Genomic DNA, 24,272 nt, shown 5'->3' with positions numbered 1-24,272 from the left:
CGCCCAGCTAACCGCGCCGGACTGACCTATCGATCGAGAGGATCAGAACCTGCCCGTGGAGCGGCAACATTTCGTGGGGCGTCTCCTGCATTCAAATGATGCGCGCTGGGACCGAGCGGCTAGAACGCATCGTCGAACCAATAGTCCTGGTCCCCGCAGGAGCCTGGTGACCGGCAAGCATCGAACCTTGTATCGATCGCTTGCCCACCCGGATGATCCGAGCCCCCTGCTTGCCATGGAGCAAGATACGGATGTCTCCGTCCCTCTACACGCGAATTGGCCTGGCCGGCGCCGTGGCCGTCGTGCTTGCATTGGCGGGCATCGCCGCCGCACAGACGCTTGCAAAGACCAAGCTGACTACTGCCAGCAGCATGAACTTGCCCGACTATCTCGTTCCGGTCACCGATCCCGACACCGGCGCCACGATCGTCCGGATAACAACCCCGGGGCCCTTGGGCGCTGGCCTGGCCTGCCAACGAGCCTATTGCACCCACCGATATTCGAGCGCGCAGGCCTGGAACGCCGACCAGACTCTGCTTCTGATCGCCAACGGCTGTAACGGGCTCTGCTTTCTGGACGGACGGACTTACGTTCCGTTGTTCCGTCGGCAACGCGAAGACGAGTGCGAATGGCACCCGCGCGATCCCGAGCGCATGATATGCGTGATCGGACGCAAGATCTCGCTCTGGACGCCGCGAACCAATGCCGAAGAGATCATGATGATGGCCGAGGGCTATCGCGGCCTTCAGTTCGGACCGGGCAAGGGCAATCCCTCTCAGGACGGCCGGCGCATCGCCGTGCGAGGCACGCGCGCCGACGGCGTCGTCGTCGCATTCGCGTTTGACCTCGTGAGCCGACAGAAGTTTCCGGATATCGAAGTGGGAAAACTGCCCGGGCGAGACGGCGTTTGCGAGATATCTGCCCTGGGCAGCTACATCAGATGCAGCCGATGGGTCGACGGAAAGGATGAGGCATTCATCTATACCGTCGCAGGCGATCTGGTGCAGAGCTGGACCGAACATCATCGTCCGAGTCATGGCGACATGGCCGTGGACACAGACGGACGCGAGGTATACGTCGGAATCAGCAAAGCTGATCCCGACATATACCAGGTGATCAAGCGCCGGCTGGATGACGGCGTGGTTACCGCCCTTGCTCCGCGTGGAGAGGCCTCGCATGCGTCCACGCGCGCGATCCACTGGCCCGGCTGGGTGATTCTAAGCTATGGTGGCGATCCAGCCGAGATCGCCCAGCTACCAAAGTTTGCGCCCTTCGCTCGGGAAGTCATTGCTCTGCGAATTGACGGCAGTGGCGAATTCCGACGCATCGCGTACACACGCAACGTCCCGCACGACTACTGGAGCGAGACTCACGGCTCGCCGTCGCCTGACGGTTCCCAGGTGATCTGGTCGAGCAATTGGGGGGTAGCGGGCGGCCCCGTGTTCGACTTCGTAACACGTCTCGATGCCCCCGATCGGACCAGCGCCTTGTCCCGATAATGATCGGCGGCGGCTCCGTCAGGCGTGACCCACACGAGCTAATGAGCCCGCTGCCGATGTACGCGCTCGCGCCCGGATCGCCTTGTTGGCTGCCTTGATAACCGAGGGGCGCAGGATCTGGAGCGCGTCCCGGATCGTCGCGCCCCAGGACTGGTGGCGAAATCTTCCGCGCAATCTTGCAACCCGCAATGCACGCACGACCGTCTCAGGATCCGGAAGCCCTTGCTTGTCCTCGACCAGGCTCCAGGTCAGATTCTTGAGATCGAGGGTCTCCTCATCGATCTGAGAGAACGATTTGGAAGCGGTAATGTTCGCGTGGTCCGTCATATCGTAGAAGATCAGGCCGTCGTCGATCGCCACCATGTCGCCATGACAGGCGAGGTCGACGAAGAACAGCTGGTCCACTCCCCACCGGATCGACTTGTAGTTTCGCATCAGACAACCCGCCTGGATGACCTCGCTGTTGATCAGCAGGGTCGACGGAACAATTCCCAGCACCCGGGTCTTGCCGACCAAATAGAGATCAGTCAGGCACTGCTGGCTCGAATACCGCGTGACCTGCCCTCCCCGGCGGTATTTTATGCCTTCATCCTGAACGAGATGAGATGTGGAGGTCATGAACGCAGCGGTGGGGTACGTCCTCGCCAATTCCGCAAAAGTCTCGAGCGATCCCGGCACCAGCCAGTCGTCGTCATGCAACACTTTGATCCAGTGGCCGCGGCATGCGAGCATCGCGCTGTTCGTATTCTCAACCTGGCCCCGTCCTCGGTGGTTCTGGACAATTCGAATACGGGAATCGCTCTGAGCGTATTCAGACAGAATGCTCCAACTGACGCCTTTTGGACCTTCGTCGTCGCTGATCACCATCTCCCAGTCGGCGTAATTCTGCTGCAGCACGCTTTCAATCGTACGGCGTATCATATCCGGTCGACGGAAGGTTGGTATGGCCACCGAAATCATGGGGCGGGCGTCCGGATCTCGAATGCCCTCCGACCCGTCGTGCTGCAACAGGTTCATCGCTTTTCCCTCGAGCTCAGTTCATGTCATTCAAGCAGTCGACCCTGACGAACCCGCGATCGGCTCCGCAGAAAACCGACCTCATCGCGTTGCACCGCGTCCTTCTTGATGAGCAGTGAACGTCAAGACCGACCGAATTACACACGACGAACGCTAGGTAGCGGCATGGGACTGGTCATCCTTCATTCGCATGACGATGACCATCCCCAGACACGAGGTCTCGAAACGGCCAGCTCGGTCGGCAGGATCACGGCGGAGCCGGGAGATCCGGAATCGAACGATCGATACCATCATGCAAATGAAGGATGGCCGGGCGCTCCGGTCAGCCTACGCTCTCCCGAGCAGCTAACCGCTAGAGATGGGTGGCCCCTTGCACAAATTGCATCAACTGCTCGCTCGAATTCAAGAGGAGCCCGACAAGGCTCGGTTCCTGCTATCGCGCGGACTGTGGGTGAGCGGACTGTGCCGCTTTATCACCTTCGGCTTTCCTGCCGGATACAGAATGCGTTTCTATCCCAGCTCCATGTCCGCAGGACTCTGGCGCAACCGGAACCTTCGCGCCGAAGACGCCGACTTCGTCGGATCTTACCTGCAGCCCGGAGAAACCTTCGTCGATGTCGGCGCGAATGTCGGACAGTTGAGCCTCGCGGCCGCCATGCGGGTTGCCCGATCCGGACGAGTCATCGCTATCGAAGCACATCCGCGCATCTGCAAATACCTGCTGGGCAACATTCGCCTGAACGGATTGACCGTCGAGGTCCACAACACCGCGATCGGCAGCACGGAAGGCGAGCTCGTCTTCACGGACTTTCGGAGTGACGACATGAACTTCGCATGCGCTACTCCTCCGGCCGGCATCGCGGCGCTCCGAGTTCCAGTACGAACGCTCGATTCGATCGTCGGAAATCGGGCGATCGATCTCCTGAAGGTCGATGTCGAAGGGTTCGAAGTCGATCTTCTCAAGGGCGCCGCCCAGACCATTTCCAATTGCCGATGTCTGTACATAGAGGATTCTGAGCTCAACCTTCGGCGGGCCGGCACCTCGCGTGCGGAGCTGTATGACCGACTGACCGATCACGGGTTTGAGCTCTTCCATCTCAGGGCGGGACGACTCGAGCCGGCGTCTCCCGACATACCAGGACCGGACGACGATAACCTGATCGCCGTCAGACCATCCGCCTTGTCGGACTTGCTCGCGCGGACCGGCCTTCGGCTTGCACAGCTCACGTCCCCATCGCCTGTAGATCGGCGTCTCCCGTCGGCGCGGCTTGCGTGAGCATCCATCATCCGCCCACAAGCCACGCGCATCACAGCTGGGTTCCGGCCCCACGATCGGGCTCCATGCGTCGTCTATTCCGCAAGCACGAGCTGTTCATGCAAACTCTCCTTCGATTCCGCGACACTTCAGTCAGCGTCATGCGAACGAATGATGGCGCGCACCCCTCTCCATCCTACGATCGAATCGAAATAGATCGCACCGTCGTCGCGACGATCTTGCCGTTTTTGAAATGAATTCTGGACCGAGGAAGTTCTTCATGGCCGCGAAACCGGCGACCGGTCCGACGCGGACAGGGGCTCTTGTTCGTGCAGCGGCGGGCGTCTCCGCCCTCGCACTCACCGGCCAGCTCATGCTCGTAGCGGCCATTCCTATCCTCACCCGGCTCTATTCGCCGGAGGATTTTGGAATCTTCACGATCTATCTCTCAATCGTAAACATCGTCGGCGCGATAGCCGGACTTCGCTTCAGCACGTCTCTGTATGTGGTTGAGGACAGAGCTCACGCGCTGGTCGCGCTCAAGCTCACGCTCGTGGCGGTCTGCTTTACAACCTCTGTTGTGCTTACCGCGGGATACCTGCTGTCGGACGTGGTGCCAGCACGACTGCAACATCTTACCTACCTCGTACCCATCGGGATGGCTGCGGTTGGCGTTGCCGACGCAATGAACTGTTGGTGCTTGCGCTTCAATCATATGCGTGACTTCGGCATGGGCCGCCTGATCCTGCCGGCGTCGATGGCAGTGCTCCAGGTGAGCTTCGGCCTCGCGCACCTCGGGGACGGCGCAATGATCCAAGCCCACATCCTGAGCCAGGCTGTGTTGATCGCATTTCTCTGCGTCCGGCTCCTGAAATGGGAGGACATCCGCCGCATCGCGCAAGCCCCGTGGGGTTCGGTCGCGGCGACGGCGCGGCGAGAGTACAAATTTCCCCTGTTCGAGCTGCCCTCCGCCCTTGCGGGATTCGCGATCATCAATCTCCCCGCAATCTTCATAGGTTCGCTATTCGGTACCGCATTCGCAGGGCATTTTGGCGTCGCCGCCCGTCTCGTGACCGGTCCGGTCACCCTGATCGCCTTGCCGCTCAGCAATGTCTTCGTCGCCGAGGCCAGCAAAGACTTCGACCGTCATCATCTGCTCGGCACCGCATGCGGCCTGTTGGTCGTTGCGGCCGGCCTGATCGTTCTGCCGGTGCTCGGCCTTGGATTTATCTCCCCCTACGTCGTCGTTCCGCTGCTCGGAGAATCCTGGATACCTACGGGTCAGATCATGGGCGCCCTGGCGCTCATGTGCGCCGCACAAGCCTTGTCGACGCCCATTCAGGAAGTTCCGACTCTTTTTCGCCGTCAGGAACTGCGTCTGCTGGTTGATCTGGTGCGGGCCGTGTTTGTATTTGGCCCACTTCTCATCGGTGCTCACCTCGGCCTCGACCCGTTGCAGGTGATCTACATGATGGCCGCCGGAGGAGCTACCGGCTACGCCCTGGGAATTATCGTGGCGCTGTTTCTCTTGAATGGGCCTGGCGGCGCGCGGACGTCGGGCGCACCGATCAATGGGCCTGTGTGACCCAGAGGGTCGAGAGAGCATGCCCCGAACTTCGCGTCCGCTCGAGGAGGCGGCACATGGACGACAGACGCGCTGGAGCAAAAATAACCAATTTCCTGGGCGCGACCATGTGCTTCATGCAAATGAATGATGAGAGGATTTTCAACGTCTTCATACTCCAATTTTGGAGCTCGGTCAGTCGGTTGCATGCCAATGAAGCTACGGCCATTGATTGATACAGGCGAGGATTTGGCTTCTCCGCCCTCGTGCATTGTGGCGGCGGCGCCGCCCGTGCTTTTCCTACTGCCCGGCTCACTTGGTTATGGAGCCAGCCTCGCCGCCCTGACAGCCTCAATCCGCGAAATTGCACATGTCGTTCCGATCCGCTACCCGGATCTCGGCAAGATATTGCAGGGTCAGGACAGCGTTTGCGATATGGCTGCTGCTGCCGTGGAGCAGATCAATCGCATCCAGCCGCGCGGCCACATCAGACTTCTCGGTCATTCCCTCGGTGGGGCGGTCGCCTTCGAGGTCGCGACGCGAATGTTTGCCGCCGGCCGCTCGGTGAAGTTTTTCGGAATTCTCGATACCAGCCTCATGGGCGAGCGCAGTTCTGCATGGGAGACGTTGACCCGCACGATCCGTCGAATCCGCAACAACCGGGTCACCGCGCCCCGGATGGTCTGCCGGGCCCTCGCCAAGGCAACCGTTGCGATCGGCCATGAAGCTAACCTGGCCCGGATGCTTGATCGCCGCGCGAAGGGGCAGTTCGATCTCACGTCTTTCAGGCTCAAGCAGGAATTGCAGGAAGTCTTGCGCGCGAAGGCCTACTTCCGCTGGTTGGCGGAGCCGAAATCGATGCTGCCGTTCTCCGCCGTTCTGTTCCGATGCCAGCGAAAGAAGATGCCGCAAACTCTGGGATGGGATCGTGCGTTTGCCCAGATCGATGTCGTCCCAAGCGCAGGCACTCACACCGATCTGGTCATGCCGCCTTACCTCGCGATGAACTTGCACCTCGTCCAGAAGGCGCTGTCGCAAACCTACTCACCGGCCGAGTTTCCCCAGAGAGAGGCGGATTGTTCAAGTGACCTTGCAAGCAGCCCACAGCCAAACCGAACCCGCGTTCAGTAAAGACGCCCTGGTCCTGGATGCACCATCCGAAGTCGCGCGCATCGTCGCGTTCTTGCGCGACCGTGTCCTTGGCGTGCTTGGCCGACGCGGAGCCATCGTCGGGCTTTCCGGCGGCATCGACAGCTCGGTGGTCGCAGCGCTCTGTGCGCGCGCATTTGGAAATACGAAGGTCCTTGGTCTGCTGATGCCCGAGCGCGATTCGTCTTCCGATTCGCTGAGGCTCGGCCGGGCCGTCGCCACGCAACTGCGCCTCACGACGGTTGTCGAAGACATCGCACCGGCTCTCGAAGCATTGGGCGCATACCGCCGGCAGCGAGAGGCGATCCAAGCCGTCGTACCCGAGTATGGAATCGACTGGAAGTGCAAGCTGGTGCTTGGCTCGGGCTCGGAGAGCGCCGGCCTCAACATCACCCGTCTGACCGTACAAGACCCGGACGGCGAAACCTCCACCGTGCGTCTTCCGCCCGAGGTCTACCTGCAGATCGTTGCTGCAACCAACTACAAACAACGGGTCCGCAAGATGACCGAGTACTATCACGCGGACCGTCTGAAATATGCCGTGATAGGTACGCCAAACCGGCTCGAGCACGATCAGGGCTTCTTCGTGAAGCAGGGTGACGGGGATGCGGACGTCATGCCGATTGCGCATCTCTACAAGAGCCAGGTCTACCAACTGGCCGAATACCTTGGCATCGACGACGAGATCAGGCGACGGCCGCCGACGTCCGACACATTCTCGCTGCCGCAAAGCCAGGAGGAGTTCTATTTCGCTGCCCCTTATCGATTGACTGATGTTTGCATGTACGCGGTCAACCACGGCATTTCCGCCGACAACGTGGCCGAGGCCGTAGGTCTGGCCACAGCGCAGGTGCAGAAGGTCTTCAAGGACATCACTTCCAAGCGACGGGCGACGCGCTATCTTCACAGCCCGCCTCTACTCGTTGATGCGGTAATCGAGGACTAGACGGCATGTGCGGCATCGCCGGCATCGTGGCGCTGAGTGCGAACGCTCCGAGTCCTTCGCGGAGAGCGCTCTTGCGGATGGTCGGGGCGCTTGCACATCGCGGGCCGGACGAGCGAGGCCTCTACCGGGACCAACGCGCGGGCCTGGCGCACGCCCGGCTCTCGATCATCGACATAGCGGGCGGACAACAGCCTCTCTCCGATCCCGGCGGCCCCGCCTGGATCGTGTTCAACGGCGAGATCTTCAACTATGTCGAGCTGCGCGAGCAGCTGATCTCGCTCGGCCATCGCTTCCGCACCCGCAGCGACACGGAGGTCGTGATTCAGGCCTATCGCGCCTGGGGCGAGGCAGCATTCGAACGGATGAACGGGCAATGGGCCCTTGCCATCTGGGACGCCTCCGCCAACCGCCTCGTTTTGTCCCGTGACCGGACCGGAATCTGCCCGCTCTATATCTGCAACCACCAAGGCCAACTCTACTTCGCCAGTGAGATCAAGGCCATCTTCGCGGCAAATCCGGCAATCCCTCGAGCGTTCGATCCAGCAGGCATCGACCAGACCTTTACCTTCTGGAGTAGCGTGCCGCCGCAAAGCGTGTTTCAGGGGATCACGGAAATTGAACCGGGACACGTCCGCAGTTACGTGCGCGGCGCGGTCCGGGACCGCGCATTCTGGACTCCGTGCTATGCGACCCGGTCCGACGACCATCGCGTTTCGTCCGCCGGCTGCAATGACGATGTGATCGATTCTGTGCGTAGTGCACTGGAGGCGGCTACGGCGCTCCGAATGGTCCGGTCCGACGTCCCCGTGGGAAGCTATCTCTCCGGTGGCCTCGACAGTTCGCTTGTTGCGGCATTGGGGAGCCGGTTTGCGGGCAGGCGCTTCCAGACGTTTTCCGTGCGCTTTTCCGACGCTGAGTATGACGAGACCTCATATCAACGCCTAATGGCACGCACGATTGCGAGCGAGCACCACGAGCTCATGGTCTCGCGGCAGGATATCGCCGAGGTATTTCCCAAGGTCATCTATCACACTGAGCGGCCAATCCTGAGGACCGCCCCAGCACCGCTGTTCCTGCTCTCGAAGCTCGTACGCGAGCGCGGCATCAAGGTCGTGCTGACCGGCGAAGGCGCAGATGAAATGTTCGCCGGCTACGATGTGTTTCGCGAAGGCAAGATCCGCCGTTTCTGGGGCCGCCAGCCGGCTTCAACGCGGCGCGCCGCCCTCCTGAGCCGGCTCTATCCCTACATCTCGCGATCGCCGGTCCACATGCAGGCCATCGCGCTAAAGTTCTTCGGACACGGCATTTCTGCCCCGGATACGCCCGGCTTCGCTCACTCTCCGCGTTGGCGCAGCACGAGCGCGATCAAGCGCCTGTTCTCCGCAGACATGCGCGCGGCGACTTCGCGAGCCGACCCGGTGACCGAACTGCTCGATCGTCTGCCACCGGATTTTTCCCGCTGGACGCCGCTTGCACAAGATCAGTACCTCGAGACCAAGACGCTCCTGGCCGGGTACCTGCTCTCCTCCCAGGGAGACCGGATGCTGATGGCGCACTCGGTTGAGGGACGCTTTCCATTCCTTGACGACGACGTCGTCGAGCTCGCGAACTCCCTTCCCGACGCCTGCAAACTTCGTATCCTCGACGAGAAGCACGTCCTTAAGCGTGTCACGCAGTCGCAGGTTCCACCAGAGATCGTCACACGCAAGAAGCAGCCCTACCGGACCCCCAATGCGCTCTGCTTCGTCGACAGGGATGCCCCCCCTTATGTCGACGAAGCTCTTTCAACTGCAAGCGTCCGCGCCGCCAACATCTTCGACCCGGTGGCGGTCGAGCGGCTGCGCACCAAATGCCAAGCCCATGCACACGCCGGCGATGGCGACCTGTCCAATTTCGACAACATGGCGCTCGTCGGCGTCCTGTCCACTCAGCTCCTGTTCCAGCAGTTCGTCGCGGACCGGCAGGAAGCACCGCACCGTCTCGAGCTCAGCGTGGACGTCGACCACCAGGACGTACCGGGAGTTTACGCATGATCAACGATCCTGTGCCGCTCCTGCACGATTACCTGATCCACGCGGCCCATCAAGACGGCGCGAAGGTCGCGCTCGTCTGCGACGGTCATCGGGTCACCTACGACCAGCTCGAGGCGTGGTCGAATGCGGTCGCGCACCACCTGGTCGAGGCCGGCGTCGAGCGCGGCGATCGTGTGATGATCTTTGCCGACAACACCGTCGAGGCAGCCGTCAGTTTCTGGGCCGTCCTCAAGGCCAACGCGATCGTATGCCTCATCAATCCTCTCACGAAACCCGACAAGCTCGGCTATCTCCTCAACGACTGCCAGCCGACTGCGCTCATTACGCAAACGCGCCTCTATGCGACGTTCCGCGAACCTGCGCGACATTGCCCGTCCTTGCGCCGCGTGATCGTGTTCGGCCCCATCGACGACGCGGATTTGAACGCACTGCCGCATGCCGTGCGATGGAGCACTGTAACAGCCACCGAGCACGACGCAGCACCCGCACGCCGCTGCATCGATATCGATCTCGCCGCCATTGTCTACACCTCGGGCTCGACCGGCGAGCCCAAAGGGGTGATGCTGACGCACCGGAACATGATGACGGCGTGTACGTCGGTTTCGTCGTATCTGGACGTCCGTGACGATGAGGTCATCCTCAACGCTCTGCCGCTCGCCTTCGACTACGGCCTGTATCAGATGATCATGGCCGTACGCGCCGGGGCGCGCCTTGTTCTCGAGCGCTCGTTTGCTTTCCCCGCCGAGACGCTCCGGCGTATTGCAGAAGAGAGAGTGACGGGTTTTCCCGGCGTGCCGACGATGTTCTCGACTCTGCTGCAGCTAGAGTCGTTGAAGAGTTACGATCTATCCAGCATTCGCTACGTGACAAGCACCGGTGCCGCACTGCCGGTCCGGCACCTGGCGCAGCTGAGACACACGTTCCCCGGCGCCCGCATCTACTCCATGTACGGTCTTACCGAATGCAAACGCTGCACCTACCTGCCGCCGGAGGATCTCGATCGGAAGCCGTCGAGCGTAGGAATTGCCATCCCGAATACCGAAATGTGGATCGTCGACGAGCGTGATCAACGGGTCGGCGCCGGCGTCGCCGGCCAGCTGGTGATCCGCGGTGCGACCGTCATGAAGGGCTATTGGCGAAAGCCCGAAGCTACTGCGAAGAAACTCAAGCCCGGACCGCTTCCCGGCGAGCAGGTGCTTTACACCGGCGACTTCTGCCAGATGGACGCCGACGGATATCTGTACTTCGTCAGCCGGAGCGACGAGGTCATCAAATCTCGCGGCGAGAAGGTCGCGCCCAAGGAGGTGGAGAGCGCTTTGCTGGACATTCCCGGCATAAGGGAAGCGGCAGTCGTCGGCGTTCCCGACGATCTGCTCGGTCACGCGATCAAGGCCTTCGTGGTCATCGACCAGGTGCGGCCGATCGACGCCAAGCAGATCCAGCGGGAGTGTCACAAGCGCCTCGAGAGTTTCATGGTCCCCAAGTACGTCGTTATCGTGCCGGAACTGGCGCGCACGGATACGGGCAAGATCAACAAGAGAGAGCTCATCACAGGATAGCTTGTGGACGACCAATCGACGCACCCGCTTTCAAATGGAGCACCAACGCAATGACACTGGTCTTGGCACCCGACCGCTGCAAGGAGCAAATCCGCGCTTTTCTGACGTCGAATTTCTACATCAGCGACATCGCGGCGCTGAACGACGACGCTTCCCTGCTCGACCAGGGGATCATCGATTCGACCGGAGTGCTCGAGGTGGTCGGGTTCATCGAGACGACCTTCGGCATCGCCGTCGACGACAATGAGATCCTGCCCGAGAATCTCGATTCAATTCGGGGCATGGCACGTTACATCGCCAGCAAGGTTAACTTGGCCGCCGATACCTGACCGACCGGCGCGTTCGGCAAACAGAGGAAACGAGCTGTCCTGTGACTCGATCGCGGCTTGGCGCCCCGGGGGTCCACCCGGCCGCCGAGTGCGGCGTTTTTTCGCCCTTCGCGAACCCCTCCGCATGAGCCCTTGGTCAAGGCGAATCCCGTGTCTTCCGGAGAGGTACGCCTCGACTGCACGACTGCGTGGACTACCCGCCGGCATTCCTCTGCCGTCCGATTCCAACGCTCTCATGCAAACGAACGAAGACGCAGGCATGGTTTGCTCCTACCTTTTTCCGTGAGAAGCATATCTCGTTTTTTTTGAAGCGTATTTTTTTGAGTACATGGAGGTTCAGATGAAAGCGGTAGTTCAGTGCGGCGGCAGAGGAACTCGACTTCGTCCACATACGTCCATTTTGCCAAAACCCCTCATGCCAATCGGCGCCCGTCCCGTCCTCGAGCTCGTTCTCAAATGGTTGAGACGGAACGGGATCGGAGAGGTCTTCGTCACCACCGGTTATCTGGGCCATCTGATCCGCAGCGTCTGTGGTGACGGCAGCCAGTGGAACATGCAGATCACGTATACGCAGGAGCTCGAGCCGCTCGGCACAATCGGCCCGCTGTCATTGCTGCGAGAACAGCTCAACGAGCCGTTCCTGGTCCTCAACGGTGACGTCCTGACAGACCTGAACCTGAACCAGCTGATCCACAATCACCGAAAATCCGACGCCAACATCACCATCGGAACCTCCGTTCGGAGCACGAAGATGGACTTCGGTGTGATTGATGAAATCGATGGACGCGTGACCGGATTTCGCGAGAAGCCGGAGCTGACGAACCTCGTCAGCATGGGAATCTACTGCATGAATCCGGTCGTCCTCGAGCGCATTCCGTCGGGCGTCCCCTTCGGATTCGACGACCTGATGTTCCAGATGCTCGAGGAAGAAGCCCGCGTCAACGTCTTCAAGCACACTGGCCTGTGGCTCGACATTGGCCGGGTCGAGGACTTCCTGAAAGCCCAGGACATTGCGTGGGACGAGCAATCGACTGCATTCGCAACTGCGGCTGCGTGACGCAGCGTCACCCTTCGCATGGGGACTGAACGGGAAGAGGAACACATGCTGTTGGTATCAGAACCGGCCCTGGGAATTGACGAAAAGGAAGCTCTTGTTGCCGCGATCGATAGCGGCTGGATCACCATGGGGGATCGCGTACGGGAGTTCGAGCAGACGTTTGCACGCATGCATGGCGCCGAGGACTCAATTGCAGTCGGATCATGCACCGCCGCACTTCACCTCATCCTGCATGCGCTCGGAGTCGGCCCCGGCGATGAAGTCCTCGTTCCATCTCTCACGTTCGTTGCCACGGCCAATGCCGTGCTCTACGTCGGAGCACGGCCCGTGTTCGTCGATGTCCAATCCGGGGCAGTTCCCCTGATGTCCGCGGCCGATGCGCTCCGCAAGTGCACTTCGCGGACGAAAGCGGTGATCCTCATGCATTTTGGGGGCTACCTCGCTGATCGAGACGAGTGGCAGGCCTTCGCTCGCAGCAAGGGTCTGCTTCTGATCGAGGACGCCGCGCATGCGCCCGGCGTCAAGGGGGTCGGCACGTTTGGCGATGCAGCCGCATTTTCCTTCTACGGCAACAAAAACATGACGACTGCTGAAGGCGGCGCAATCATAACGCGTCACCGGATCTTGAACGACATGATCAAGCGCGCCAGGTCGCATGGCATGACCACCAACACGCGCCAGCGCCTCGTCAGCCGCAGCCCCGAATACGACGTGACACTTCTTGGATTCAACTACCGCATGGACGAGTTGCGCGCCGCGGTCGGCCTGGTGCAGCTGCGTAAGTTGGCAGGTTGGAACGACGCCAGGCGGCATCTGTCGCTGCACTATCGGCGGCGGCTCGCCGAGCGTTGCCCTTCGGTCCTGGTGCCATTCAACGCGTCGTGGGTATCGGCCCACCATCTCATGCCGGTCGTTCTCCCCGCGGCAAGCGCGCGGCAGCCCCTGATCGAGCAGCTCAGCAAGCGCGGCGTTCAGACGACCATTCACTATCCCCCGGTGCATCGGTTGACGTTCTACCAGGATCAGTATCCGGGCATCAGCCTCCCCAACACTGAGGATTTTTGCGGACGTGAGCTCACCTTGCCGCTCCATCCCGCGATGACTCCCGCCGACGTCGATCACGTGGCAGACAGCCTCGCGGATGGACTTCGGGCAACCTGTCCCGCGGAGGTCGAACAGGCATGAGCGAAACGGTCAATGCGGGATGCGCTGGGCCGGCAGCTCCGGCGGTGCGTTTGCGGCGCGTCATCGATGTCCTCGGTGCCGGGACGGCCATATTCGTCTCGCTGCCGATCCTGTTGGTCATTGCGCTTGCAGTCTGGATCGAAGGCGGGCGACCGATACTGTATTCGCAACTCCGTCTCGGGCTGAACGGGGCGCCGTTCCGCATGTACAAGTTCCGGAAGTTCAGAGCCGATTGCGACGATCGCGGAAGTCCGCTCACGATGGTGAACGACAACCGCATGACGACGATCGGCGGGCTGCTGGCTGCATTCAAGCTGGATGAGCTGCCGCAGCTCTGGAACATCCTGCGGGGTGACATGTCTTTCGTCGGCCCGCGACCCGAGACCCTCGTATTTGCCGACTGTTTCAGGAACGGATTCGAAAAGATCCTGGAACACCGGCCAGGCCTCGTCGGGCCGTGCCAGGTTCTCTTCCGGCATGAAAATGAGCTGTTCCCGCCGGACGGCAATGTGGCGGATTTCTATCGGGAGGTTCTGTTTCCCGCCAAGGCGAAGATCGACCTGGCCTATTATTCCAATCGAACCGTCACGTCCGATCTCCGGTGGATCGTTCAGGCCGGCTGGATCGCCGTGGGGGAGCCGCTTCTCAACCGCATGCGAAGACCCCGACCGGAGAGCCAGAGCGGCATAGCGCCAACTGGCGGGTCTGTCGGTGCGAACTTATTTCAAAAGTAGACGGGTGATCAAATGGCGACTGAAAAGCGAACTGTGCTTCTGGTAGGTGGTGCTGGTTACGTGGGCTCAGTGATCACGGGCCATCTTCTGAGAAAGGGTTGGCACGTCCGTTGCCTGGATCAGCTCATCTACAAGAACGAGAGCTGTGCCTGGCCTTATCTGAGCGTTCCGCAATACGAGTTCATGCAAGGCGATATTCGCGATCCCCGTTTCGCCAATCAAGCATTGAAGGGTGTGGATGACGTCGTTATCCTCGCCGGGCTCGTCGGCGATCCGATCACGAGCAAGTACCCCGATGAAAGTCACGCCATCAATCGCAATGGCGTCGCGTCCTTCATCGACGCGATGCAACACCATCCGGTCGATCGGCTGATCTTCGTGTCCACCTGCTCGAACTATGGGCTAGTGGAAGTAGACACGGCCGTCGACGAGAATTACCCGCTCGCACCACTCTCCCTTTACGCCAAGCACAAGGTGGAGATGGAGCAGAAGATCCTGGGTCTCAAGGGAAAGGCTGGATTCCATCCAACGGTTCTCCGCTTTGCGACGGCCTTTGGTCTTTCCTCGCGAATGCGCTTCGATCTCACGGTGAACGAATTTGTGCGTGAACTGCACCTGGGAAAAGAACTGCTGGTATTCGATCCCAACACCTGGCGTCCTTACTGCCATGTTCGTGATTTTGCCCGCGCGATCGAGGAAGTGCTCCGCGCGCCCACCAGCAAGGTCGCCTTCGAAGTCTTCAATGTGGGCTGCGAGGAAAACAACTTCACCAAGCTGATGGTCGTTGAGGAGATCATGCGGCACATTCCGCGATCGAAGGTGACCTATCAGGAGCGCGGCGCCGATCCCCGGAATTACCGCGTGAACTTCGACAAGATCCGTCGGGTATTGAATTTCACGCCCGAGATCAGCGTTCAGCAAGGGATCAGCGAAATCCTCGCTGCCTTGAGCCAGGGCCTGTTCGACCACGTCGAGGAGCAGAGGCACTTCTTCGGAAACTACGAGATCTTCCTTCCGACCGCCCTCATCCCGGATTTGAAGAGAGCCGGCTGAAGGATCCGATATCGGTGTCCCTAAATCGCGAGCGGCGAAGGCTCGGTTACATCGGGAGTTCGTCCATGAAGTGCAAGAAGCAAGGCAGACCCTCTTCCACCCTCCTGCTGGGCTCATGCGCGGCAGTTCTGTTTTTCGCGGCAAGCGGGCTATCCCTTGCCGCGCCATACAAGCTGGGACCGGGTGATACCATCGAGATTTCGATCGGTGGCCTCCCCGATCAACGCAACCGCACGCAGATCCAGATCGACGGCACCATCCCGCTTCCGGGCGGGGGGACGGTTGAAGTTGCCGGCCTGACCCCGGCGCAGATGCAGAACCGCATCGAGACGCTGCTGCAGGCACGGATACTGCGTCAACGCCTGACCGACGGTCGCGACCAGGCATTCGTGGTCAAGCCCGGCGACGTCATAGCAAGCGTCGTTGAATATCGGCCGGTCTATGTTTCCGGCGATGTGCTCACGCCCGGACAGCAGACGTATCGGGCTTCAATGACCGTGCGCCAGGCCGTGGCAGTGGCCGGCGGTTTCAGCCTGTTGCGGTCGCGTGGCCTGCAACCCGGCGCCACCGACCCTGCGGATCTTGTACGGGACTACCAGTCTCTCGCCACCGAATACACCAAGGAATATTTCCATATCGTCCGAACCGGCGCGGAACTCGATGGCCGCGACACGTTCGACGCCACACCTCCAAGCGACATTTCGCTGCCCGCGGGCGTGATCGGTTCGGTCGTTCAAGCCGAGAAGGACTCTCTGAAGACCTCGCAAAGCGACTACCGCACAGAACAACGCTTCCTGGACGACGCCGTAAAGCAGACGGACGCGCAGTTCGCTACGCTCAAGAAGCAACAGGAAGGTGAAGAGAAGGGCGTGCAGGCCGACGAAGAGGAGCTCGAACGGGTCATGAAGGCGTTCGGCTCCGGATTGCTTGCAAGTCCTCGTGTCAGCGAAAGCCGGCGCGCCCTGTTGCTGTCCTCGACCCGACGCCTGCAGACGAGCGTCGAACTCATGCGGCTCCAGCGCCAGCGTGAGGACTTCCTGCGGCAAGCGGGACGTGTCACCAGCCAGCGCACGATCAATCTGCTCAGGGAGCAGAAGGACTCGAACGTTCGATTGGCGGACTTGCGCGTGAGAATGCAGGCGCTCAGTCAAAAGCTGCAGCCCATCGGCGGCTCGGGTGCCATCCCCGTCAATTCGGGTGAGCTCAATCCCGACGTGATCGTCGTGCGGCGGCTCGGTCAGCAGTGGGACAGGATAACCGCATCCGTCGACTTCGACGTGGAGCCCGGCGATGTGATCGAAGTCACATTGCGCCCTGCGCCGGCCTTCTCGAACTGAGCACGAACAGAGGTACTCCCTTAAGAGTAAGCAGGGCGCTCCTTCAGGAGTAGCTTCCGCATACCCCCATGGCTGCTCCCGCGAGGCTTAAACCCGCCTTGCTACCCCTTCAACCCGCGTTGCTACCTCTTCGTTGATCACAACCGGGTCGATGCCCGGAAGATCGGCAACTTTCACCCCCTCCGACGGCCGCGGGGTTACCCCCCATTCAACGTTGCCAGGCGTGGCAGAAGTTGGGAATCTTTGTGGCACGTTCACTCCATCGGGTCAGCGCGGCCGGGGGAATAAAATGTTGAACTTAAGCCAAGCATTGCCAAGGTCTACCATTGCTCTACAGCGTCATTCTTCTGAATCGATATTCAATATTTCCAATCCCGTTTCATCTACTCACTCTGAAGCCCAGAACCCCAAGCAGGACGGCTTGCGCGGGGTGCTCGCGCGGATCGGCTGCGGACAGGTCTTGCTCAGACGCGGCAAGGTCATCGAACTCAGTCCGGCCGGCCGCGCAATATTGGAACGCGAGGCGCGCGTGGATGCGAGCCACGAAACGCTCTATGGCGCCGTCAAGCAACTGGTCCACCGCGCCGGCGCACAGTTTCCGGCAGGCTCGACTTCCTGGTTGGCGACATCCACCAAGGAAGGATTTACCGCGCTGATCAACCAGGTCGCGAATGCGTGGTCCGACGAGACCATCGCATTGATCCTGCTGGATCTCGACGCGCATCCGGAGCCTTCGCCGCGGACGCTGCAGCGATTGTTTGGATTCACCGCTGCCGAAACCCAGCTTGCTCTCGAGTTGGCGCGAGGCAACAACCTGATCGACATTGCTCGTTCGCGACGATTGAGTCGAACGACAGTACGCTCCCAGTTGGCTTCCCTGTTTGTCAAAACACAGACACGCCGGCAAGCAGACCTGATCGCGTTGTTGGGCCGCCTCGCCGTCCTGCCCTAGCGTGGACGCGGAATACGGTGTCGCGTTGTCTCGACTGGTCGGAGATCGACGTGCTTCGCGGCGCGTTCAGCAAACATGCACTCGCGCCGCGTCGTCTTTTCAGCCCTGTTCGAGCACCTCCGCCAACCGCTCACTTCCGCTGTCATGCGAATGAATGAAGACAGGCCGCGGCCACGTCCTAACCTGATCCTGTCAAACTTTCGCCGGGAAAACCGGGGGTCTCCGCAAAGACTAACATCTTGGCGGAATTACTCAAAGGGCTGGAAGGAACCAACATGGCGCTGCACTTGCTTTGCGTAGGAGGCGAGGATCACGCTTTGCGTATCCCGTTCCTAGCGGCTCTGCAGAACCGCGGCCTGCGCGTGAGCGCGGCCGGCACTGGTGCAGCATCTGCATTCGCGAAGACCGGAATCCCGTATCATCAATATCAGTTCGACAGATTTGGCGTCGGCTTTGCCGATCGCGCGGCCATGGGTCAACTGGCGCGGCTCGTGAAGAGCGCTCGGCCCGACGTGATCCAGACGTTTGATACCAAGCCCAACCTGTTTGCGCCGCTGGCGCTTCGCGGCTCCGTACCGGTTGTGCGCACGATCAACGGAATGGGATGGGTATTCTCATCGACAGAACTGAGAGCCTTGGCCTTCCGCCCCGTCTATCTGGCGATGCAACGCCTGGCTGCTTGCTGGACCGCGGCGACGGTTTTCCAGAACAAGGCCGACAGCAGCTTCTTTCAACGACACCGCCTGCTTGGAAAGAGCTCATCTGTCATCATCGGAAGCTCGGGGATCGATGTCGGCGCGTTCGAAGCGGCGCAAGCGCGAACGGCCTCGCCTGCCGAACTGCGCGCCGAACTCGGGCTCGGCGATGCCGAGATTGTCCTGACAGTAAGCCGATTAACCGTACAAAAGGGAATCACAACGCTCCTCGAAGCGGCGAAGCTCGTGCATGAGGTGCGCCCGAATGTCCGCTTTCTGCTCGTCGGTCCGCGCGAAAGCGAGGGCCCGTTCGCCGTAGGTCAGGCGCTGATCGAGGCGCACGCACCATATGTGATTGCGACCGGCGCCCGATCGGATATTCCCGCGCTTCTGGGTATCGCCGACCTCTTTGCCTTTCCGACCGAATATCGTGAAGGCATTCCCCGTGTTCTCTTGGAAGCCGGATTGGCTGGCGTGCCAATCGTCGCCTCCCGCATGCCGGGGTGCGATGACGTGGTCCGCGAGGACTGGAACGGCAAACTCGTAGCGCCGCGCGACCCGCGCGCGCTCGCGGCCTCAATTCTCGACCTTCTTCAGGATTCCGCGCGTGCAAAGACGATGGGTCAACGCTCGATCAACGTGGTGCGCAAGGAGTTCGACCTCAACGTCGTCGCCGATCGCTATGCCGAGCTTTACACGCAGCTGCTTCCCCGCAGCTATTCCAGTGGCTGGCGGCCGGCGGCGCACAGCAGCAGTGAAATACAATGATCGGCAGTGCCCTTCTCGCGCTTGGCCTCGTGCTTGGGACAGCCTCGCAGCTGCGTCTTCCCAGCTTCCCCCTGGGCATCGGGGAAGCCTGCCTCGTCCTCTGGCTCGGTCTCGCATCCCTGCGTCTCTTGGTGGGTTCAAGAATTTACAACCCCCAAGCTCTGCTCTGGCTCGTTGTATTCTGGGGCTGCTTTGTCTTGATTCAGAGTTTCGGGGGCTTCCTTGCATTGCTACGCCCGGAGATCGTCGACCCAGAGCTCGTCGTGCACGACATCTTCGCATATCTCCTCGTGGCGGCCCTCACGTGCCTGGTGGCTGCAACGTTGAGACCCGAGGATACCCTACGCCAATCGCTATGGTTCCTGATCGGATTCTGGATCGTCGCCGTGGCGGTGCAACTTGCATTGGGCTGGGGCTACCTCAGCATCTCGTCGGTCGATCCATGGTATTGGGACCGGTTCCGCGGGTGGTCGGAGAATCCAAACCAGCTTGCAATCTACTGTGCGGTTTTGACACCACTCTCGCTTCACATGGCTCTGACGGCCAAGCAGTTTGGCCGGATCGTTGCAGTGTTTAGCTGCATCATAACATTCGTCGTCGGCCGGCTGACGAAGAGCGATACCTTTCTTATCTCGATGTCGCTGTCGATACCGCTGCTCATTGCGCTGCGCTTGCGAAGCTGGCTGACATCCCCCGAACATCGATGGAGTTTGCGTTTCGCAGCTGCAGCGATCGTCGTTGTCGCCATAATTCCCCTTTCGCTCTCACTGCTCCCCTACGGGATGGCAACGGCGAATGATGTCGAGGGGCTGGCCGCCGGCATGATGAAGGATCGTGGCGGTGAGGCAACGAAGGCAACCGCCAATCTGCGGCTAAGTCTTTGGCAAGACGCCTTGCATGCCGGACTGGAGTCCGGGTCGCTTGGCCTTGGGCCCGGGCCGCATCTGGAGAAGCCAACCGGAATCACGGACAAAGGCGTAGCACTCCCGGTGGAAGCTCACAGCACCCTCCTGGACGTGTTCACCCAAGGTGGACTGCCTGGCGTGATCGCCATTGTCAGCCTGCTTGTCGGCACGTTTGCGCTCCTGCTTCGCGCACGGCTCGACGCCTTGGCTGTCCTGATCTTTGCACTCGCCGTCTTCAGCATCAGCCATTTCATTCTGCGGCACCCGACCGTGTGGTTTGCCGTCACGCTGGGCCTCATCCTGGGCTCGGATCGGCGCTCATTGGCGCAAGCGCGAGTTGGAAGTTAAGCAATGTGTGGAATTACAGGAATACTTCAGACGCCGCATGCTTCTCGATCCGCCGACCTGGCGGCGATCGGGCCGATGACGGCTCGCCTGCGCCACCGCGGTCCTGATGCGGACGGGTTCTGGAGCGATCGTGACGCCGGCGTTGCGTTCGGGCATCGCAGGCTGTCCATCATCGATCTCTCCGATGCGGGCCGGCAGCCAATGCTTTCGAGCGACGGCCGCTTCGTCATTACGTTCAACGGCGAGATCTACAACTACAAGCCATTGCGGCAAGAGCTCGAGGGCGCAGGCAAGCGCTTCACCGGCAATAGTGATACGGAGGTCTTGCTGGCCCTGATCGAGAAATGGGGCCTGGAGAAGGCTCTCCAGCGCTGCAATGGTATGTTCGCAATCGGCCTGTGGGATCGCCGGAACCGCACGCTGCACCTGGCCCGCGATCGAATGGGGAAAAAGCCGCTCTACGTCGCGCGGACGTCAAATGCGGTCGTGTTCGCGTCGGAGTTGAAGGCCATCGCGGCATTCCCCGACTTTCACCAGGAGATCGACCCGGGCGCGGTTGCGGAGTTTCTATCGCGCGGATGGTTGCCGGAAGACCAGTGCATATGGCGAGGCGTCTTCAAGATTCCACCCGGGGGCGCCCTATCGATCCGTGCCGAGGACCTCTTGGTCTGCCGGGATGCCGCAGCTCTACAAGAACGCGCGCGCTCCTGGTGGTCGTTGGCCGATGTCGCGCACACGGGCCGCGCAGCGCTCGCCACTGCAGATGACCAGCAACTCGTCTCCCAGGCTTGCGATCTGCTCAAGGCCGCGGTCGCCGACCGAATGGTTGCCGACGTTCCGGTCGGGCTGTTCCTGTCGGGCGGAATAGACAGTTCGACCGTCGTGGCCCTGATGCAGGCCCAATCGGCGCGCCCGGTACGGACCTTCACGATCGGATTCGGTGAGCGCGCCTTTGATGAAACGGCTAACGCTGCGGCCGTGGCGCGGCACCTCGGCACCAGCCATACCGAGCTACGTCTCACCTCCGCGGACGCCAGAGCGGTCATCCCCGAACTTCCAACCATCTGGGACGAGCCGTTTGCCGATGAATCGCAGATCCCGACACTGCTTCTATCTCGACTTGCACGGCAGGACGTCACCGTTGCGCTTTCGGGCGACGGAGGTGACGAGTGCTTCGGAGGGTATTCCAGGCACGTACTTTCCGCCCGTTTAGCGCCTCTGCTGAACTCCAACCGATCGATCCGGACCATGGCCGCGAGCGGTGTGGCGCTGCTCGGGCGCGGCATGCGCGAAAGCGTCGTCGAAACACTTCGTCTTCCAGGTTGGTTGCAGAGGATGACACACGGCGACCGGATCAACCGCCTGGCAGATCTTATCGGCAGCAACGACGTCGGCGAGATGTACCGTCGGTCGACGCGGCTCTCCGAACTGCAGTTGACGCGGACCCAGGCAGGCTCGGAGCCGGACACGATCCCGCCGCTCAACGATCTGCTGTCTGATTTTATCGTTCGGGATATGCTTGGATATCTCCCGAGCGATATTCTCGTGAAGCTTGATCGCGCGAGCATGGCCACGAGCCTGGAGGCTCGCTGCCCGCTTCTGGATCATCGCGTTGTCGAGTTCAGCTGGGCGCTGCCGAATTCGGCGAAGGTGCGTCATGGCCAGGGAAAATGGCTCCTGCGCCAGGTCCTTGGCCGTTACCTGCCGCGCCACCTCTTCGAGCGACCGAAACAGGGCTTTGACGTGCCGATCGGCTCCTGGCTGAAGGGACCGCTTCGTTCGTGGGCGTCGGACCTCCTTTCGGAGTCGCGCCTTCGCAACCAGCATCTTCTGGACGTTTCCCGCGTGCAGGAGTGCTGGCTTCAACATCTTAGCGGTCGCCGCGATTTCTCACGACCGCTGTGGGCTGTCTTGATGCTGCAGTCCTGGCTCGACTCAGCAGTTACCTCCGGGCCTTCGCGAACAGCAGGCGTGATGGAACCGGCGCAATAAGGAGCAGGCGATGGAAGCGTTCACAAATAAACGGATTCTGCCGGTGACTGTCCTGACCCAGGGCCGGTCAAAGGGCGACGAGTCACCTCCCGATGACGCCATCGCGGCATTCAAGCATGTCTTCGAGAGCATCAGGCGATACAAGCTCTTCATCGTCAAAATGATCGGCGCGGGCGCGCTGCTCGCGGTGCTCGGTAGTGTTTTTATGTCGCCCACCTATCTCGCAACGGCACAGCTTGTCGTGAGCGCTCGAAGCGGAGCGGCCGACAATGCCGGTGCATCCGGAAATTCCTCGCCGACTGGCGGTTCGGACGACCCGACGATCGATACGCACGTAACGGTCATGTCATCCGATGCGTATCTGCGGCGGCTCCTGCCGGCACTGAGGATGCTCGACAACCCGGCCAACGAGAACGGTTCGGTGCTCCGCACTGCCTTGTCAAAGATAAAGGGGTTCCTCTCCTTCCGGAAAGACCCGAGCGACGGCGCGGCGGTGGCAGCATTGAAAGGGCGCCTGAAGGTCAGCCAGGAGCGCCGGTCCAGAGTTATCAGCGTAATTGCCAGCGACCCCAATCCACAACGGGCCGCAGACGTCGCAAACCTGGTCACCCGATCCTACGCTGACGAGCTTGTCCGGCAGAAGCGCGCTGTGGAGCTCCAGGCTCTGGACGCCATCGCAGCACAATCGGCGAATGTTCAGCGCGAATTGGCGACGGCGAAGGCGGAATGGGACGCCAGTCACTCAGGTCAGACCTCGTCATCACCGGCAGCCGCACAGGCCGCCGCTGCGCTGGAGTGGAAAATCACCACGTTGGCGCAGCAATATGAAACACTGATACGAAAGCGGCAGGATCTCACCACGAAGGGCGTGGTCGCCGAGCCAGACGTGACCGTCATCGCGGACGCCTCGCCACCCGACTTTCCGAGCTCGTTGAACCCGTTCCTCCTTGTTCCACCGATCACGATTATCTTCGCTCTCCTGGCATGCCTCGTCGCGATCATCCTGAAGTACTTCGATCGAAGTCTGCACACAGAGGCGGAAGCTGCAGAGGCATTGGACATCCCGTGCGTCGGGTTGATCCCCTCGATCCCGCCGGAGCTGAGCATCTCGCCGCAGCGGTTCGTAGAGCAATCGGCTGTCTCGCATAACAGGGCCGTTCGCTCGACCGTCGTATCCCTCATGGCCGCCGATCCGGTCTCGCCACAGACGCCGCATGTCATCCTGGTGACATCCAGCTTGCACGGTGAAGGCAAGAGCGCGATCGCCTGGAGTTTCGGCTTTTGTGCGGCGCAACTTGGACAGCGCGTTCTGTTCCTGGATTTCTCTCAATTGCCCCGGCGCGTCGGCGGTGAGGCTGCAGATCTGTTCAAGCTGTTGGCCCACGACGGAGCGGCCGCCAAGGCCGTCCAGCACATCCCGGAGCTCGGACTCGACTACATATCGTCAAGATTGTCCGAGGGCAGTCGCCTGGGACCGTTGGCGGGTCCGAGAGTCGCCTCGCTGTTCGAGCACTTCAGGAACACCTACGATCTCGTCGTCATCAACGCACCATCGCTGGATGATGCGCCGGAAGTGCGCCTCCTCGCCTCCTGGGCGGATCACGTTCTACTTGCCGTCCGCGCCGGAAGCACGAGCCGCGACGTCGTGCGAAGCACTTTGACCCGGTTTGCCGGGACGTCGGATCTCGATTCTCGTGTCAAGCTCTGGTGTGTCCTGACGCACGGAGTACCGTCCGAGCTCGCGCCTTCGGATCTGGAGCCGTCATCAACATCGACTTTGATGCATTACTATCGCCGCTTCAAAACAACGGCGGTACGGTGGACAAGCATCGAACCTGCAATCAATGTTTCCGACCACGCTGCATCTGGCCTGAGACCACGGCAATGACACCCAG

The 24,272-nt window shown here is 61.0% G+C and carries 20 protein-coding genes; 19 read left to right on the top strand and 1 reads right to left on the bottom strand.

Annotated elements, in window-relative coordinates; translation table 11 throughout:
* Nucleotides 1-251: 251 nt before the first annotated feature.
* Nucleotides 252-1,499, top strand: coding sequence for a hypothetical protein (locus tag ABIA90_RS02585; RefSeq protein ID WP_354117171.1), 1,248 nt, complete (start codon nt 252-254; stop codon nt 1,497-1,499).
* An 18-nt stretch (nt 1,500-1,517) separates the two neighbouring features.
* Here ABIA90_RS02585 and ABIA90_RS02580 read toward each other — a convergent pair whose 3' ends face one another.
* On the bottom strand, nt 1,518-2,516 hold the full coding sequence (locus tag ABIA90_RS02580) for a glycosyltransferase family 2 protein (RefSeq protein WP_354117170.1): 999 nt from the start codon (nt 2,514-2,516) through the stop codon (nt 1,518-1,520).
* 370 nt (nt 2,517-2,886) lie between these two features.
* On the opposite strand from ABIA90_RS02580, the gene ABIA90_RS02575 reads away from it, so the two are divergent.
* The 18 genes from ABIA90_RS02575 (at nt 2,887) to ABIA90_RS02490 (ending at nt 24,265) form a co-directional block, all read left to right on the top strand.
* A complete protein-coding gene (locus ABIA90_RS02575; RefSeq protein WP_224580795.1) occupies nt 2,887-3,792 on the top strand; it encodes an FkbM family methyltransferase in 906 nt (301 codons plus the stop codon).
* 259 nt (nt 3,793-4,051) lie between these two features.
* Nucleotides 4,052-5,356, top strand: coding sequence for a lipopolysaccharide biosynthesis protein (locus tag ABIA90_RS02570; protein WP_166097390.1), 1,305 nt, complete (start codon nt 4,052-4,054; stop codon nt 5,354-5,356).
* Between the two features lie 56 nt (nt 5,357-5,412).
* Entirely contained in the window at nt 5,413-5,571 is a 159-nt protein-coding gene (locus tag ABIA90_RS02565; protein ID WP_223153622.1) for a hypothetical protein, read from the top strand.
* Nucleotides 5,564-6,466, top strand: coding sequence for a thioesterase domain-containing protein (locus ABIA90_RS02560; RefSeq protein ID WP_354117169.1), 903 nt, complete (start codon nt 5,564-5,566; stop codon nt 6,464-6,466). The genes ABIA90_RS02565 and ABIA90_RS02560 overlap by 8 nt, the downstream gene beginning before the upstream one ends.
* A complete protein-coding gene (nadE, locus tag ABIA90_RS02555; RefSeq protein WP_354117168.1) occupies nt 6,420-7,430 on the top strand; it encodes an NAD(+) synthase in 1,011 nt (336 codons plus the stop codon). Before ABIA90_RS02560 ends, nadE begins: the two co-directional genes overlap by 47 nt.
* A gap of 5 nt (nt 7,431-7,435) precedes the next feature.
* Nucleotides 7,436-9,463, top strand: a complete 2,028-nt coding sequence (gene asnB / locus ABIA90_RS02550) for an asparagine synthase (glutamine-hydrolyzing) (RefSeq protein WP_354117167.1) — start codon at nt 7,436-7,438, stop codon at nt 9,461-9,463.
* Nucleotides 9,460-11,022, top strand: a complete 1,563-nt coding sequence (locus tag ABIA90_RS02545; RefSeq protein WP_354117166.1) for a class I adenylate-forming enzyme family protein — start codon at nt 9,460-9,462, stop codon at nt 11,020-11,022. Before asnB (ABIA90_RS02550) ends, ABIA90_RS02545 begins: the two co-directional genes overlap by 4 nt.
* A gap of 50 nt (nt 11,023-11,072) precedes the next feature.
* Nucleotides 11,073-11,351, top strand: coding sequence for an acyl carrier protein (locus ABIA90_RS02540; RefSeq protein ID WP_014496395.1), 279 nt, complete (start codon nt 11,073-11,075; stop codon nt 11,349-11,351).
* 340 nt (nt 11,352-11,691) lie between these two features.
* On the top strand, nt 11,692-12,408 hold the full coding sequence (locus ABIA90_RS02535) for a nucleotidyltransferase family protein (protein ID WP_063986521.1): 717 nt from the start codon (nt 11,692-11,694) through the stop codon (nt 12,406-12,408).
* Between the two features lie 45 nt (nt 12,409-12,453).
* On the top strand, nt 12,454-13,593 hold the full coding sequence (locus ABIA90_RS02530) for a DegT/DnrJ/EryC1/StrS family aminotransferase (protein ID WP_354117165.1): 1,140 nt from the start codon (nt 12,454-12,456) through the stop codon (nt 13,591-13,593).
* Nucleotides 13,590-14,327: a sugar transferase gene (locus ABIA90_RS02525; RefSeq protein WP_063984322.1), complete on the top strand. Its 738-nt coding sequence runs from the start codon at nt 13,590-13,592 to the stop codon at nt 14,325-14,327. The genes ABIA90_RS02530 and ABIA90_RS02525 overlap by 4 nt, the downstream gene beginning before the upstream one ends.
* A 12-nt stretch (nt 14,328-14,339) precedes the next feature.
* Nucleotides 14,340-15,380, top strand: coding sequence for an NAD-dependent epimerase/dehydratase family protein (locus ABIA90_RS02520; protein WP_063984323.1), 1,041 nt, complete (start codon nt 14,340-14,342; stop codon nt 15,378-15,380).
* A gap of 65 nt (nt 15,381-15,445) precedes the next feature.
* On the top strand, nt 15,446-16,717 hold the full coding sequence (locus ABIA90_RS02515; RefSeq protein WP_354117164.1) for a polysaccharide biosynthesis/export family protein: 1,272 nt from the start codon (nt 15,446-15,448) through the stop codon (nt 16,715-16,717).
* A gap of 289 nt (nt 16,718-17,006) precedes the next feature.
* Complete coding sequence (locus tag ABIA90_RS02510) at nt 17,007-17,669, top strand: helix-turn-helix transcriptional regulator (protein WP_354117163.1); 663 nt, start codon at nt 17,007-17,009, stop codon at nt 17,667-17,669.
* Between the two features lie 239 nt (nt 17,670-17,908).
* Nucleotides 17,909-19,132 (top strand): glycosyltransferase, encoded by a 1,224-nt coding sequence (locus ABIA90_RS02505; protein WP_354117162.1) that lies wholly within the window; start codon nt 17,909-17,911, stop codon nt 19,130-19,132.
* Nucleotides 19,129-20,385, top strand: a complete 1,257-nt coding sequence (locus ABIA90_RS02500) for an O-antigen ligase family protein (RefSeq protein ID WP_354117161.1) — start codon at nt 19,129-19,131, stop codon at nt 20,383-20,385. The genes ABIA90_RS02505 and ABIA90_RS02500 overlap by 4 nt, the downstream gene beginning before the upstream one ends.
* A 3-nt stretch (nt 20,386-20,388) precedes the next feature.
* Nucleotides 20,389-22,377: an asparagine synthase (glutamine-hydrolyzing) gene (gene asnB, locus ABIA90_RS02495; RefSeq protein ID WP_063984327.1), complete on the top strand. Its 1,989-nt coding sequence runs from the start codon at nt 20,389-20,391 to the stop codon at nt 22,375-22,377.
* 10 nt (nt 22,378-22,387) lie between these two features.
* Complete coding sequence (locus ABIA90_RS02490; RefSeq protein WP_354117160.1) at nt 22,388-24,265, top strand: GumC domain-containing protein; 1,878 nt, start codon at nt 22,388-22,390, stop codon at nt 24,263-24,265.
* Nucleotides 24,266-24,272 lie beyond the last annotated feature (7 nt).

The sequence above is a fragment of the Bradyrhizobium sp. LA6.8 genome (genome assembly GCF_040547935.1).
Taxonomy (GTDB): domain Bacteria; phylum Pseudomonadota; class Alphaproteobacteria; order Rhizobiales; family Xanthobacteraceae; genus Bradyrhizobium; species Bradyrhizobium barranii.
This window is presented reverse-complemented; position numbering and strand designations above follow the sequence as displayed.

What these genes read in the sequence shown, in the direction of transcription:
- ABIA90_RS02585 (WP_354117171.1), top strand. Translation starts at nt 252, where the DNA reads ATGTCTCCGTCCCTCTACACGCGAATTGGCCTGGCCGGCGCCGTGGCC.
- ABIA90_RS02580 (WP_354117170.1), bottom strand. Translation starts at nt 2,516, where the DNA reads ATGAACCTGTTGCAGCACGACGGGTCGGAGGGCATTCGAGATCCGGAC.
- ABIA90_RS02570 (WP_166097390.1), top strand. Translation starts at nt 4,052, where the DNA reads ATGGCCGCGAAACCGGCGACCGGTCCGACGCGGACAGGGGCTCTTGTT.
- ABIA90_RS02565 (WP_223153622.1), top strand. Translation starts at nt 5,413, where the DNA reads ATGGACGACAGACGCGCTGGAGCAAAAATAACCAATTTCCTGGGCGCG.
- asnB (WP_354117167.1), top strand. Translation starts at nt 7,436, where the DNA reads ATGTGCGGCATCGCCGGCATCGTGGCGCTGAGTGCGAACGCTCCGAGT.
- ABIA90_RS02545 (WP_354117166.1), top strand. Translation starts at nt 9,460, where the DNA reads ATGATCAACGATCCTGTGCCGCTCCTGCACGATTACCTGATCCACGCG.
- ABIA90_RS02540 (WP_014496395.1), top strand. Translation starts at nt 11,073, where the DNA reads ATGACACTGGTCTTGGCACCCGACCGCTGCAAGGAGCAAATCCGCGCT.
- ABIA90_RS02535 (WP_063986521.1), top strand. Translation starts at nt 11,692, where the DNA reads ATGAAAGCGGTAGTTCAGTGCGGCGGCAGAGGAACTCGACTTCGTCCA.
- ABIA90_RS02530 (WP_354117165.1), top strand. Translation starts at nt 12,454, where the DNA reads ATGCTGTTGGTATCAGAACCGGCCCTGGGAATTGACGAAAAGGAAGCT.
- ABIA90_RS02525 (WP_063984322.1), top strand. Translation starts at nt 13,590, where the DNA reads ATGAGCGAAACGGTCAATGCGGGATGCGCTGGGCCGGCAGCTCCGGCG.
- ABIA90_RS02520 (WP_063984323.1), top strand. Translation starts at nt 14,340, where the DNA reads ATGGCGACTGAAAAGCGAACTGTGCTTCTGGTAGGTGGTGCTGGTTAC.
- ABIA90_RS02515 (WP_354117164.1), top strand. Translation starts at nt 15,446, where the DNA reads ATGAAGTGCAAGAAGCAAGGCAGACCCTCTTCCACCCTCCTGCTGGGC.
- ABIA90_RS02510 (WP_354117163.1), top strand. Translation starts at nt 17,007, where the DNA reads ATGTTGAACTTAAGCCAAGCATTGCCAAGGTCTACCATTGCTCTACAG.
- ABIA90_RS02500 (WP_354117161.1), top strand. Translation starts at nt 19,129, where the DNA reads ATGATCGGCAGTGCCCTTCTCGCGCTTGGCCTCGTGCTTGGGACAGCC.
- asnB (WP_063984327.1), top strand. Translation starts at nt 20,389, where the DNA reads ATGTGTGGAATTACAGGAATACTTCAGACGCCGCATGCTTCTCGATCC.
- ABIA90_RS02490 (WP_354117160.1), top strand. Translation starts at nt 22,388, where the DNA reads ATGGAAGCGTTCACAAATAAACGGATTCTGCCGGTGACTGTCCTGACC.